The organism is Agrobacterium sp. 5Ca39 (assembly GCF_055382365.1).
On the sequence record NZ_AP026437.1, the window covers coordinates 1,972,437 to 1,986,668 of the forward strand.

A 14,232-nucleotide genomic window follows, 5' to 3' on the forward strand; every position below is an offset into this window, starting at 1 on the left:
ATGTTCAGGCAGTCCCACGATGACAGGATAGCTGCAGCTTTGCAGGAATGCGGAGATCGGTCACAAACCTCCGCCGCTCCACCGATTTCGCACGGCGAATGTATTCGACGGCGACGCGTCGCTTGCCATGAGCGTCAGCGGCACCGTCGTTTTTGACTTCATGTGTACGCTTCACCCTAAGCGTGCCGACAATGCCGAGACGAATTCATGCGCCTGCTGCTTGTTGAAGACGAACGTGAGATGGCAGCGGCCCTGTCTGCCGCGCTCCATCGGTTCGATATTATCGTGGATACGGTCGGAACACTGGATCTCGCTCGACACGCCATCATGGATGGCGTCCACGATCTCGTTGTACTGGACCGGCAACTGCCCGATGGTGACGGCATCGAACTGATAGAAAATCTGCGTCTGCTGCCAGTCACCCCACCCGTCATAGTGTTGACGGCCCAGGGCGGGCTCGTGGATCGGGTGAAGGGCCTGAACCTCGGTGCAGATGACTATATGGCCAAGCCTTTCGCTGTCGAGGAGCTACTTGCCCGCATTCGCGCCCTGATGCGCCGACCCGCCGGAACCGTGGCGATGACGGCAAAACTCGGCAGGCTGGAGTTTTGTTTCGAGACGCGCGAAGTGCGTATCAACGGCGCGTTTCTTCCGCTGACGAGACGGGAGTTGCTGATTCTCGAAGCCCTGCTGCGACGACAGGGCAGAACAGTGCTGCGCTCGCTGCTCGAAGAGGCCGTCTATAACTTTGACGATGAAATCCAGTCCAATGCGCTCGATTCCCACATTTCCCGCTTGCGGCGCAAATTGCAGGCCGCGGACGCCGCCGTGGAGGTGCATGGCATTCGCGGCGTGGGATATCTTTTGAGGGCGACGGGATGAGATTGTCAAAGAGAAAGTCACTGAAGCGGCGATTGACCATTCAACTGCTCCTCTTCCAGATCGGCAGTCTGTTGATCGTCAGCGTCGCATTCTTTGCCTATCTGTTGAGCGACGGCGTCGGCAGCGCTCTTCTTAGCTCGGAGGCGGCGCAGATAACTGCAAACGCTTTGATCCGCGATACGGATGGGAAGCTTACGCTGAAAGAGACGGCCGAATATGCCAAACTCCGGGAAAAAATGCCCGATTTCTGGTTTGTTGCGCTGAGCGACAAGGATGAGCTCATCCAGGGTGGCCCTGTGCCCGAGGCCTACAGCAACATGGAGAAGGAGTTAAACGACATCAAGATTTCGAACATTCGCGAAGCCGGGATGTCCTACTCCTATTTTGCCGTTCTTTACCTTGCTGTCGTTCGCCGTGCATCCGGGCCAGCCGGAGAGTTCGTGATGGTCGGAAAAGGCGATCTTTTCAGCATGACGCTCCCTGTTCTGCTGTTTTCCAACATCATGATTTTCCCGGTCCTCGTCCTCATCTCCATTGCGACCACTATAGCAATTCCCTTGATCATCCGCAGGGAATTTCGGGCACTCTCGACGATTGCCAAAACCGCGGAAGCGATCGATATCGACAGACGCGGATATCGCTTGCCCGACAATGATATTCCACGGGAAGTGCAGCCGCTGGTGCATGCCGTCAATGGTGCACTCAAGCGCCTGGACGATGGCTATGAACGGCACAAGCGCTTCATTCTCGACGCCGCGCACGAATTGCGCACGCCGGTCGCCATTCTACAGACGCGTGTCGAAACTCTGCTGGAAGGGCCCGCACGCAGCCGGATTTTGGCGGATGCCAACCGTATCGGCGTGCTGGCCGAACAATTGCTCGATCTGCAGCGTCTCGGCGGCCAGAAGGCGCCATTGGTGCCGCTCGATCTGGTCAATCTCTGCAGATCGGTTGTTGCCGATATGGCACCGCTTGCCATCTCGCAGGGTTATGAGCTCTCATTTGAACCGGAGGAAGAACCGATCCTTGCACTTGCGGACGACCCTTCCCTGCGGCGAGCCCTGATGAATATCGTGCAAAACGCCATAGAACACGGCGGCAACCGCGGAACCATAACGATGACAGTGGCGGCCAATCGGGTGATAGAGATCGCCGACGAAGGCAACGGCATTCCTGAAAAGGAGCGGGAACTCGTCTTTGATGCCTTTCATCGCCTGCAACCCAGAGACCGGGGCACGGGCCTCGGGCTTAATCTCGTGCAGGAAATCGTGCGGTATCACGGCGGAGATATTAGTATCGGCGATTCCTCCAGCGGTGGGGCCTGCTTCCGGATTACGCTTCCCTATTGCTGAAAAAGAAGCGCTCGTTTTCTGACATCAAAAAAAGGCCTGTTGCGGGTGCGACAGGCCTTTCCATTTTTATCCATTTGCCGGCTTAGCGCGGAAGAACGGTCGCGCCCATCAGCGCTTCATCGATAGCACGCGCCGCCTGACGGCCTTCGCGGATCGCCCAGACCACCAGCGACTGGCCACGGCGCACATCGCCCGCCGCCCAGAGTTTGTCGACAGAGGTCCTGTAATCCGTCTCGTTGGCGACGACATTTGTGGAGCCACGGCGGTCCGTGTTGAGTGTCAGCTTGCCGTCCATTTCCTTCAGAACGCTGTCCGTGAAGGGACCGGAAAAGCCGATGGCGATGAAGGCGAGATCGGCCTTGATGATGAACTCCGTGCCGGCAATGGGCTTGCGTCGGTCATCCACCTGGCAGCACTTCACACCTGTCAGCACACCGTCTTCGCCAACGAATTCGAGGGTCGCCACCTGGAACTCGCGGATTGCGCCTTCGGCCTGCGAAGACGAGGTGCGCATTTTGGTTGCCCAGAAAGGCCAAACCGCCAGCTTGTCTTCCTTTTCCGGCGGCATCGGGCGTATGTCGAGCTGGGTGACTTTAACAGCACCCTGGCGGAACGCCGTGCCAACGCAGTCGGATGCAGTATCACCACCGCCCACAACGACGACATGCTTGCCGCCCGCGAGGATCGGATCGGCCGGCCAGCCAACGCTGTCAATGTTTTCACGACCGACGCGCCGGTTCTGCTGCACTAGATAGGGCATGGCATCATAAACGCCATGCAGATCCGCACCGCCGATGCCGGCCGGGCGCGGGGTTTCCGAGCCGCCGCAATAAAGCACGGCATCGTGGTCGGCGAGGAGCGCCTCCACCGTCACATCGACGCCGACATTGACGCCACAATGGAAGGTAACACCTTCGCCCTTGATCTGCTCGACACGGCGGTCGATGAAGTTCTTTTCCATCTTGAAATCGGGGATGCCGTAACGCAGCAGGCCGCCGGGCTTGGATTCGCGCTCATAGACGTGAACCTCGTGGCCGGCGCGGCCAAGCTGTTGCGCCGCCGCCATGCCCGAGGGACCGGAACCGATGATGGCGACCTTCTTGCCGGTGTGGATCGTCGCCGGCTTCGGTACGATGAAGCCCAGCTCATAGGCCTTGTCGGCAATAGCCTGTTCGACGGTCTTGATCGCGACCGGCGCATCCTCAAGATTCAGCGTGCAGGCCTCCTCGCAAGGGGCGGGGCAGACGCGACCGGTGAATTCCGGGAAGTTGTTGGTGGAATGGAGGTTACGGATCGCCTCCTCCCAGTTGTTATTGTAGACCAGATCGTTCCAGTCGGGGATCTGGTTGTGCACGGGACAGCCTGTCGGGCCGTGGCAATAGGGAATGCCGCAGTCCATGCAGCGCGCCGCCTGCTTCTGCACCTCGGCATCCGACATCGGAATGGTGAATTCGCGGAAGTGGCGGATACGATCCGATGCGGGCTGATACTTGCCCACCTGCCGGTCGATCTCCAGAAAACCTGTAACCTTGCCCACGTTTATGTCCTCACATCAAAGCGGAGCGCCTGTCGGGCCCCAGTACCAGGTGGCGAAACCCAAAGCCGCCCCAGCACGATGAACTCAAATCCGGTCTCGCCGCCCGTCCAAGTGGTCGCCACGAATGGCGACCGCTGTTATCAGCGAGATCAGGTGGTGTAGTGTCCTCACGCGACGGATTACTCCGCCGCCACGCCCATGCGCATGCGCTCCATTTCCTCAAGCGCACGACGGTATTCAACCGGCATGACCTTGCGGAACTTCGGACGGAACTCGCTCCAGCGATCGAGTATATCCTTGGCACGCGACGAGTTCGTGTAATGGAAGTGGTTGGAGATCAGCTGGTAAAGGCGCTCCTCGTCGTGGCGAGTCATGTCTTCGGAAACGTCGACACGTCCCTTGTGCATGAGGTCGCCGCCGTGATGGTGCAGCTTTTCCAGCATGTCGTCTTCTTCCGGAACCGGCTCCAGCTCAACCATGGCCATGTTGCAACGCGTGGCGAAATCGCCCTTCTCGTCGAGAACATAAGCCACGCCGCCGGACATGCCGGCCGCGAAGTTGCGGCCGGTCTCGCCAAGAACGACCACGATGCCGCCGGTCATATATTCGCAGCCGTGGTCGCCGACACCTTCGACAACCGCAACCGCGCCGGAGTTACGCACCGCGAAACGCTCGCCAGCCACGCCACGGAAATAGCACTCGCCGGTTATGGCGCCGTACAGCACGGTGTTGCCGACGATGATCGAGTTTTCCGCGACGATACGGGCGTTTTCCGGCGGGCGCACAATGATGCGGCCACCCGAAAGACCCTTGCCGACATAGTCGTTACCGTCACCCACCAGATCGAAGGTGATGCCTCGAGCGAGGAACGCACCGAAGGACTGGCCCGCCGTGCCGCGCAGCGTCACATGGATCGTGTCATCCTTCAGACCCTTATGGCCCCAGCGCTTGGCGAGCGCGCCGGAGAGCATCGCACCGGCGGAGCGGTCAACGTTTCTGATCGGCACTTCGAAGACCACGGGTTCGCGGTTTTCCAGCGACGGCAGCGACTTTTCGATCAGCTTGCGGTCGAGAATGTCATCGATCGGATGCTTCTGGCGTTCGGTCCAGAACGTCGCTTCCTTGGGTGCCTCGACCTTATGGAAGATGCGGCTGAAATCCAGACCCTTCGCCTTCCAATGCGCCAGCATCTCATCCTTCTCGAGCAGTTCGGAAGCGCCGATGATCTCGTCCAGCCTGGTCACGCCAAGCGAGGCAAGGATTTCGCGCACTTCTTCGGCCACGAAGAAGAAGTAGTTGATGACGTGTTCCGGCGTGCCCTTGAAGCGCTTGCGCAGAACCGGGTCCTGCGTGGCAACGCCGACAGGGCAGGTGTTGAGATGGCACTTGCGCATCATGATGCACCCCGCCGCAATCAGCGGCGCGGTGGCGAAGCCGAATTCATCCGCACCGAGCAGCGCGCCGATGATGACGTCGCGGCCGGTCTTCAGACCGCCATCCACCTGCAGGGCAACGCGCGAGCGGAGACCGTTCAGCACAAGCGTCTGCTGGGTTTCGGCAAGGCCGATTTCCCAGGGCGAACCCGCGTGCTTGAGCGACGTCAGTGGTGACGCGCCCGTGCCGCCATCAAAACCGGCGACGGTGATATGGTCTGCACGCGCCTTGGCGACACCGGCCGCAACCGTTCCGACGCCGACTTCCGACACCAGCTTCACCGACACATCGGCTTCCGGATTGACGTTTTTCAGGTCGTAGATCAGCTGCGCCAGATCTTCGATGGAATAGATATCATGATGCGGCGGCGGCGAGATGAGGCCGACGCCCGGGGTGGAGTGACGGGTCTTTGCAACCGTCGCATCCACCTTGTGGCCGGGCAACTGGCCGCCCTCGCCAGGCTTTGCGCCCTGCGCCACCTTGATCTGCAGCATGTCGGCATTGACAAGGTATTCCGTCGTCACACCGAAGCGACCGGATGCGATCTGCTTGATGGCGGAGCGTTCCGGGTTCGGCTGGCCGTTCAACAGCGGCATGTAGCGGTCGGATTCTTCCCCGCCCTCACCCGTGTTGGACTTGCCGCCGATGCGGTTCATGGCAATCGCGAGCGTCGTATGCGCCTCGCGGCTGATTGAGCCGAAGGACATCGCCCCGGTCGAGAAACGCTTGACGATATCGGCTGCCGGCTCGACCTCATCGATGGAGACTGGCTTGCGACCGAGTGCTTCCGCCGACTTGACCTTGAACAGGCCGCGAATGGTGTTCATGCGCAGCGCCGTTTCGTTCACCATGCCGGCGAATTCGCGGTAGCGATCCTGGCTGTTGCCACGCACGGCGTGTTGCAGCGAGGCGACGGCGTCCGGCGTCCAGGCATGGCTTTCGCCGCGCATGCGATAGGCGTATTCGCCGCCGATATCGAGCGTGTTGGCAAGGATCGGGTCCTTGCCAAAGGCCGCTGTGTGGCGCGCCACGGTTTCTTCGGCGATTTCCGTCAGGCCGACACCTTCGATGGAGGTGGCGGTGCCGAAGAAATATTTCTCGACGAATTCCGAAGACAGACCGATGGCGTCGAAAATCTGCGCGCCGCAATAGGACTGGTAGGTGGAGATGCCCATCTTGGACATGACCTTGAGGATGCCCTTACCCACCGCCTTGATGTAGCGATAAACGACTTCATCGTCAGACACTTCCTTCGGGAAGGCGCCGTGCTTGTGCATGTCGAGCAGGGTATCGAAAGCGAGATAGGGGTTGATCGCCTCCGCACCATAACCGGCCAGAAGGCAGAAATGGTGGATTTCGCGCGGCTCACCGGTTTCGACGACGAGACCGACCGAAGTACGCAGACCCTTGCGGATCAGGTGGTGGTGCACGGCGGCTGTCGCCAGAAGTGCGGGGATCGCGATGCGATCCGGGCCAAGCTGGCGGTCGGACAGAACGATGATGTTGTAACCGCCGCGGACGGCGGATTCGGCTCGCTCGCAGAGGCGGTCGAGCATTTCTGGCATGCCTTCGGCACCGCGCTCCACATCATAGGTGAAGTCGAGCGTCTTGGTGTCGAAACGGTCTTCCGTGTGACCGATGGAACGAATCTTCTCCAGATCGCCATTGGTCAGGATCGGCTGGCGCACTTCCAGACGCTTGGCGCGGGCGGCACCTTCGTGGTCGAGAATATTCGGACGCGGGCCGATGAACGACACGAGGCTCATGACGAGCTCTTCGCGGATCGGATCGATCGGCGGGTTCGTGACCTGCGCGAAATTCTGCTTGAAATAGGTGTAGAGCAGCTTCGACTTGTCGGACATGGCCGAAATCGGCGTATCCGTGCCCATGGAGCCGATGGCTTCCTGGCCCGTCGTCGCCATCGGCGACATCAGGAGCTTGGTGTCTTCGCTGGTGTAACCGAAGGCCTGCTGGCGGTCGAGCAGCGACACGTCGCGGCGCAGCGCGCGTGGTTCGACAGGCTTCAGCTCTTCGAGGATGAGCTGCGTGCGATCAAGCCAGCTGCGATAGGGATGCTTGGCGGCAAGCTCGTGCTTCACTTCCTCGTCGGAAATGATCGCGCCCTTTTCCATGTCGATCAGCAGCATCTTGCCGGGCTGCAGACGCCACTTCTTGACGATGCGCTCTTCCGGCACCGGCAGCGTGCCGGCCTCGGAAGCCATGATGATGCGGTCGTCATCAGTGACGAGGTAACGGGCCGGGCGCAGGCCGTTGCGGTCGAGCGTCGCGCCAATCTGCTTGCCGTCGGTGAAGGCAACGGCGGCGGGACCGTCCCACGGCTCCATCAGGGCTGCGTGATATTCGTAGAATGCCTTGCGTTCGGCAGACATGGACTGGTTACCGGTCCAGGCTTCCGGGATCAGCATCATCACCGCGTGGGCCATGGAATAGCCACCGCGGACGAGGAACTCGAGCGCGTTGTCGAAGCAGGCCGTGTCCGACTGGCCTTCATAGGAAATCGGCCAGAGCTTGGAGATGTCGTCACCGAACAGCGCGGACGAAACCGAAGCCTGACGCGCCGCCATCCAGTTGACATTACCGCGCAGCGTGTTGATTTCGCCGTTATGGGCGACCATGCGATAGGGGTGCGCCAGCTTCCACGACGGGAAGGTGTTGGTGGAGAAACGCTGATGCACGAGCGCGACAGCCGATTCGAAACGCGGGTCCGAAAGGTCCTTGTAATATGCGCCCACCTGATAGGCGAGGAACATGCCCTTATAGACGATGGTCGAGGAAGAAAGGGAAACGGGATAGAAATCCTGCGTTTCCTTGCCGCCGCCTTCGTCATAGATGCGGTTGGAGAGAACCTTGCGGATGAGGAACAGCTTGCGCTCGAAATCGGCATTGCTCGCGGCATCGCGGCCGGCGCCGATGAAGACCTGCACGTGGTGCGGCTCGGTCGCTGCGATATCCGGCGCCTTGGAAAGCGAGGAATTGTCGACCGGGACATCACGGAAGCCAAGGAACTGCTGGCCCTCTTCGCCGATGACGTCGACGATGACCTTCTTGTAGTGCTCGATGCGGGAGGGATCGCGCGGCATGAAGATATGACCGACGGCGTATTCGCCAGCCTTCGGCAATGTCACGCCCTGCGCGGCCATTTCCTCGCGGAAGAAGCGGTCGGGAATCTGCACGAGAATGCCCGCACCATCGCCCATCAGCGGATCTGCGCCGACAGCGCCGCGATGGGTCAGGTTTTCAAGGATGAACAGGCCGTCCTTGACGATCTGGTGCGACTTGACTCCTTTCATATGGGCGACAAAGCCGACGCCGCAGGCATCATGTTCATTGGCGGGATCGTAAAGACCCTGCCTTTCCGGCAAGCCGCCCGCGAAACGCGCTTTCGCAGAAACGGGTGCAGCCGCAGCCGCGGTGGGACAGTCAGTGGTCAGGGTTGCGGCGGCGATGTCCGCCTGCGGCTTGTTCGTCATTTTTGTCCCTCCTGCAAAATTACTTGCATGGTTTCATGCGAAGATCCGGCTCGACCACGAATTTTCGCTTCCCGCAAAATCCGCATTCAATCCGGCTCGATCAAATTTAGGACAGCAAAGCTGTCTCAATTCACGAGGATTTTGGCAGAAACAGGCGAATTTAGCAAGGGTGCGAATCCAATTAGTGAAAGCCCCATTTTGCAGCGAAGTTTCGATACTGACCTATTGCGCGAAACTTTCTTATCGCAAGACCCGCAGAGCCATTGCTTTCATTGCCGGATTTGCCAATCGCAATCTTAGGTCATAGAACTTTGCCGTTCATCGCGCCACGCATTCCCAAACCAGAACCCCAGCCATCGGAAAGCCTTCAGAGATGTTTTTTGCTTCAGACAATTGGGCCGGCGCCCACCCTGCCGTCAACGAACGGCTTTCACGGGAATCCACGCGCTTTGCCTCCGCTTATGGCACCAGCGAACTCGATCTCTCCATCGAAAAGCGCTTCAACGAGATATTCGAGCGCGAAGTTGCGGTGTTTTTCGTCGCCACCGGCACGGCGGCCAATTCGCTTTCGCTGGCCAGCATCGCTCGCGCCGGCGGCCTGACCTTCTGCCATTCGGAAGCCCATGTGATCGAGGACGAATGCGGCGCGCCGGATTTCTTTTCCGGCATGCGCATGGTCGCAGTCGAAGGGCCGAACGGCAAGATGCTGCCCGAAAACCTGATCGAGCGCATTGCCCGCTATCCGCAGGATGCCGTTCACCACGGCCGTGCCGCCGCCATCACCATGACGCAGGCGACCGAAGCCGGCACCGTCTACACACTCGACGAAATTGAAGCCATCTCCAAAATCGCCAAGGAAAACGGCCTGCCTCTGCATATGGACGGCGCGCGTTTTGCCAATGCGCTGGCGGCCCTTGACACCACGCCGGCTGAAATGACCTGGAAACGCGGCGTTGACGTGCTGTCTTTCGGCGGCACGAAAAATGGCTGCTGGTGCGCGGAAGCGATCGTTTTCTTCGATCCTTCGCTCGCTCGGGATTTCTCGTTCCTGCGCAAACGCACAGCGCAACTGTTTTCGAAGTCACGTTTCATTGCAGCGCAGTTTGAAGCCTATCTGCAGGATGATCTTTGGCTCGGTCTCGCCAGCCATGCCAATGCCATGGCTAACCGGCTGCGCGCGGGCTTCGGCTCGCTGAACAGCGCTCGCCTCGCCTGGCCGACCCAGGCCAACGAAGTTTTCGCCATTTTGCCAAAGGCAGCCGCGCAAGCAGCGACGGAAAAAGGCGCGAGGTTCTATGACTGGCTGGAGCCGCGCGACATGCCGGAAAAAGTCGGCAAGGACGAAGTACTGATCCGCATGGTCACCAGCTTTGCGACGACCGAGGCCGATGTAGATGAATTCCTGTCCATCTGCGCTGCCGTCTGAGATATCGGAGGGCGTCGCCTTGCGGCGCCCTCAAACCTCCTGTAATCGGTAACCCACCCCGGTTTCTGTCAGGATGTAACGGGGCTGATCGGGGATTTTTTCGATCTTCTGGCGCAATTGGCGCACATAGACCCGCAAATATTGCACGTCGGTCATTTCATCCCATACGTGCTCCAGCAGGAAGCGGTGCGTCAGCACCTTGCCTGCGTGCTGAACCAGCACCCGCAGAATATCGTATTCCTTCGGGGAGAGCTTCACCTCCCGGTCCTCCACCCTGACGATACGCCGGACAAGATCGACCGAAAGATCGCCGGTCTGAAAGACAGGCCTTTCACCCTGGCTCTGGAGCCGGTGGCGCAGCGCGACACGGATGCGGGCGACGAGTTCGTTCATGCCGAAGGGCTTTGTAATGTAGTCGTCGGCTCCCAGTTCCAGTGCCTTGACGATACCTGCTTCATCGGTTCGGCTGGACAGGATGATGACCGGCAACGCCACCCCCTCGCTGCGCCATTTCGCCAGAAGATCGTGTCCCGACATATCCGGCAGGCCGAGATCGAGAATGACGAGATCAGGCTTGTCCTGCTCGACCAGCTCCATCGCCACCTTCGCATTCATCGCCTCGCTTACCGTATAATCCTGCGTCGACAACCCCACCCGCAAAAGCTTGCGGATCGGCGGTTCATCGTCAACGATCAGAATGTTAACGGCGGAATTGGTCATTCCAGGGTCTCCTTTGGCGGCGTAGTGGGAGCGGGGTCGCCATTTCGGCTCAGGCGGCGCCCTTTTCATGATCTAGCACAGGCGCGTTGGCCGGAACGGGCAAAGTTACCGTGAATTGCGCACCTCCCCGACCCTGCCTGTTCTCCGCACGAATCGAGCCACCCATGGCCTCGATGAAACCCTTGCAGATGGATAGCCCCAGTCCGGTTCCCGCCTGCACCTGATCGGTCTTGCGCACCCGGTAGAAGCTGTCGAACACCCGCTCCGCATCTTCGGGAGGAAAGCCCGGCCCCTCATCGGCCACGGACAGGAAGACGTGCCTTCCCTGCTGCCAGCCACGAAGTTCGATGACCGTGTGTTCGGGAGCATATTTGGCCGCGTTGTCTATGAGGTTGAACAGGACCTGTTCGAATAGCACGGGATCGACCCTAAGCATCGGCAGATCAGGCGGAATATCCAGGACAACCTCATGCCGCACAATGATTTTCGCGGCACGCGAAAGCGCTGTCCCGACCATGTCGCCAAGGAAATGCAGCCCGTAATTCGGCTCCATTGCACCCGATCCGATTCGCGTCATATCGAGAAGATTGGAGATGAAGCGGTTCAGCCGTTCGGATTCCTCAACGATCGTCGAAAGCAGATCGGCGCGCGCATCGGGCGGGATGTCCTCGGCAAAGTCCTTCAGCGTTCCGGCCGAACCCAGAATAGCCGCGAGCGGGGTTTTGAGGTCGTGGGAAATGGAGGTGAGGAGTGCTGTGCGCAGTCGGTCCGTTTCCGCGGCCAGCCTTGCCTTGTCGACATCCGAGGCAAGCTGGATACGTTCGATCGCGAGTGCAGCCTGGTCGGCCAGCGCATCAAACAGGCGCTGTTGTTCAGGTGTCAAAAGCGGCCCGCTTCGGTCATCATCCAACCCGACGACGCCGACGGCACCGCTGCCGGTGCGGAGCGGCAGATAAAGCCGCCGGGCGCCCGGCAATGTGTCTGCGCCGCGACCAGCCGCCTTGTCGTGTTCCCATGCCCATTGCGCGGCCGCGATATCGGCATCCACCAGCGTGTCATCGGGCGGATAACCGGCCTTGACGGCGATGGCGTTATTCTCCGGCAGAAGCAGCACCACCCTCACCTTCAACATCGAAGCCATCTGGTAAGCGGTAGCCCACAACACATCATCCAGCGTGGCCGTTCCGGCAAGCTTTTTGGAAAACAGGTAGAGATCTTCCGTCGTGCGCGCCCTTACCCGCGCCGAGGCCGCCTGCCGTTGCACCGCAACCGTGAGGTTGGAGGCAACAAGCGCCACTCCGAGATAAAAAAGCAACGCCAGAACGCTGTCCGGCGCGCTGACCGTCAGCGTGTATCGTGGTTCCAGAAAGAAAAAATTGAATGCGACGGCGCCAAGCAGCGAGGCATACAACGCAGGTCCAAGTCCTCCGCGAACAGCGGCCGCCAGCACGGCCATGAGAAAAACGAGCGCCAGATTCTGAACGTCGAGCGTCCGGTCAAGCACGATGCCGACAACGATGGCGAGCGCTACGAACAGCGTGCTGTTGAGATAGGAGCCTATCGACCAGCGCGAGCGGGACGGTGCGGCCTTCACGGATTGCGCCGGCTTCTCTTCATTCTTGTCGCCGGAAATGACGTGCACACTGATATCGCCGGCATGGTCGATCAGATCATGCGTCAACGAGCGCTGAAAAATTCGCTGCCACCAGGATTTTCGCGGGCGACCGATGATGATGTGGGTGAAATTGTTTGTATTGGCGTAGGAGATGATCTCCCGCGTCAGGTCAAGCGCCGGCAGGGTTACCGTCTCGCCGCCAAGCTGCTGGGCAAGCCGCATGGTGCCGGCCAGCCGATCCTTCTCCGCCTCCGACAATTGCTGCGACCGCGGCGTGTCGAGATGCAGTGCGGTCCATGGTGCGCGCAGCCGGTCCGCCTGCCTTCGGGCATAACGCACAAGACCGGGGCCGTTGCCGCCATGATCAAGACAGACCAGAACCCTGTCTCCGGCCGCCCAGGGGCCAGAGATGGCATGGGATTGCATGTGATTGAGCAATTGCTCATCCACCCGCTGCGCGGTGCGCCGGAGCGCCAGCTCGCGCAATGCCGTCAGGTTACCACGCGAAAAATAATTCTCGATGGCGCGCCGTGCCGTACGGGGCAGGTAAACCTTGCCATCCTGCAGTCGCTTGATGAGGTCGTCAGGCGTAATATCGATGATTTCGACATCATCGGCCCGGTCGATGATGCTGTCGGGCACGGTTTCACGGACACGGATGCGGGTGATCTGCGCCACCACATCATTCAGGCTTTCGACATGCTGGATGTTCAGCGTTGTGTAGACATCGATGCCCTGCGCGAGGATTTCCTGAACATCCATATAACGCTTGGGGTGGCGGCTGCCTGCAGCATTGGTGTGAGCAAGTTCATCGACCAGAACCAGGGCGGGGCGACGCGCGAGGATCGCGTCGATATCCATCTCCTCCAGCATCTGGCCGCGATAATCGATACGTTTGCGAGGGACGACCTCCAGCCCCTCGACCAATGCCTCGGTCTCCCTGCGGCCATGCGTTTCCACGACGCCGATAATGGTGTCGACGCCATCCGCAAGCTTCGCCCGGCCTGACATCAACATTTCATAGGTCTTGCCGACACCGGGTGCGGCGCCCAAAAAAATCTTCAACCGGCCCCGCGCCTCGCGCCTGGCGTTTTCCAGAAGCGCATCGGGCGACGGCCGGCCGGGCATGTTGCTGATATCGTCAGGCATTTAACCACCAGTGGTCGAGGCTATGGCTTGCGAACAAGCCATAGCCATTTCAATTCATGAGCCGGCTGCGTCAAGAGCCATGTTGAGCGCAAGAACGTTTACAACGGGCTCGCCCATGAAGCCGAGTTCCGGAGCTTCGACGTGACGCTCAACGATGGCGCGCAATGCCGCTTCATCCATGCCCCTCGCTTTGGCGACACGCGGAACCTGGAAATAGGCGGCTTCCGGCGAAACATGCGGATCGAGGCCGCTGCCCGAGGCCGTCACCAGATCGGCCGGCACCGCCGAGGCCGGATTTTCAGCTTTCGCGGCCTCGTAATCCTGTTTCACCCGGTCGATAAGCTTGGCGCTCGTCGGCCCGAGATTGGAGCCGGAGGACGAGGCCGCATTATAGCCATCGCCGGCGGCGGAAGGACGACCATGAAAATAAGTCTCGCCAGTGAAGGCCTGCCCGATCAATTGCGATCCGACCACCGTGCCATTTTTTTCGATCAGGCTGCCATTGGCCTGCGCGGGAAAAAGCGCCTGCGCCAGGCCCGTCATGCCGAGCGGATAGGCAAGGCCGGTGATGGCCGTGGTGGCGAGGATCAGCACCAGTGCGGGACGAAGCTGTCTAAACATTGTCT

At 60.0% G+C, this 14,232-nt stretch carries 8 protein-coding genes; 3 read left to right on the plus strand and 5 right to left on the minus strand.

Going from position 1 to position 14,232, the window contains the following annotated elements:
- The first annotated feature begins 207 nt into the window (after positions 1 to 207).
- Together ACZ47E_RS22820 and ACZ47E_RS22825 are read left to right on the plus strand one after the other, a co-directional pair.
- Complete coding sequence (locus ACZ47E_RS22820; protein ID WP_004445841.1) at positions 208 to 882, plus strand: response regulator transcription factor; 675 nt, start codon at positions 208 to 210, stop codon at positions 880 to 882.
- Positions 879 to 2,234, plus strand: coding sequence for a sensor histidine kinase (locus ACZ47E_RS22825; protein ID WP_064263624.1), 1,356 nt, complete (start codon positions 879 to 881; stop codon positions 2,232 to 2,234). Before ACZ47E_RS22820 ends, ACZ47E_RS22825 begins: the two co-directional genes overlap by 4 nt.
- 82 nt (positions 2,235 to 2,316) lie before the next feature.
- Here the strand turns inward: ACZ47E_RS22825 and ACZ47E_RS22830 are convergent, their stop codons facing one another.
- Both ACZ47E_RS22830 and gltB read right to left on the minus strand, forming a co-directional pair.
- Positions 2,317 to 3,771, minus strand: coding sequence for a glutamate synthase subunit beta (locus tag ACZ47E_RS22830; RefSeq protein ID WP_004445843.1), 1,455 nt, complete (start codon positions 3,769 to 3,771; stop codon positions 2,317 to 2,319).
- Between the two features lie 179 nt (positions 3,772 to 3,950).
- A complete protein-coding gene (gltB, locus tag ACZ47E_RS22835; protein WP_022563074.1) occupies positions 3,951 to 8,696 on the minus strand; it encodes a glutamate synthase large subunit in 4,746 nt (1,581 codons plus the stop codon).
- 373 nt (positions 8,697 to 9,069) lie between these two features.
- On the opposite strand from gltB, the gene ACZ47E_RS22840 reads away from it, so the two are divergent.
- Positions 9,070 to 10,122, plus strand: a complete 1,053-nt coding sequence (locus tag ACZ47E_RS22840) for a threonine aldolase family protein (protein ID WP_004445845.1) — start codon at positions 9,070 to 9,072, stop codon at positions 10,120 to 10,122.
- A 30-nt stretch (positions 10,123 to 10,152) separates the two neighbouring features.
- On the opposite strand, the gene ACZ47E_RS22845 is transcribed toward ACZ47E_RS22840, so the two are convergent.
- Genes ACZ47E_RS22845 through kdpC form a run of 3 tightly spaced genes read right to left on the minus strand, consistent with a single transcriptional unit; the run spans position 10,153 to position 14,227 of the window.
- Positions 10,153 to 10,842, minus strand: a complete 690-nt coding sequence (locus ACZ47E_RS22845) for a response regulator transcription factor (RefSeq protein WP_022563075.1) — start codon at positions 10,840 to 10,842, stop codon at positions 10,153 to 10,155.
- Between the two features lie 49 nt (positions 10,843 to 10,891).
- The gene (locus tag ACZ47E_RS22850; RefSeq protein ID WP_022563076.1) at positions 10,892 to 13,606 is read right to left on the minus strand and encodes a sensor histidine kinase; all 2,715 of its coding nucleotides are present in this window, start codon (positions 13,604 to 13,606) and stop codon (positions 10,892 to 10,894) included.
- 54 nt (positions 13,607 to 13,660) lie between these two features.
- Positions 13,661 to 14,227: a potassium-transporting ATPase subunit KdpC gene (kdpC, locus tag ACZ47E_RS22855; RefSeq protein WP_022563077.1), complete on the minus strand. Its 567-nt coding sequence runs from the start codon at positions 14,225 to 14,227 to the stop codon at positions 13,661 to 13,663.
- Positions 14,228 to 14,232 lie beyond the last annotated feature (5 nt).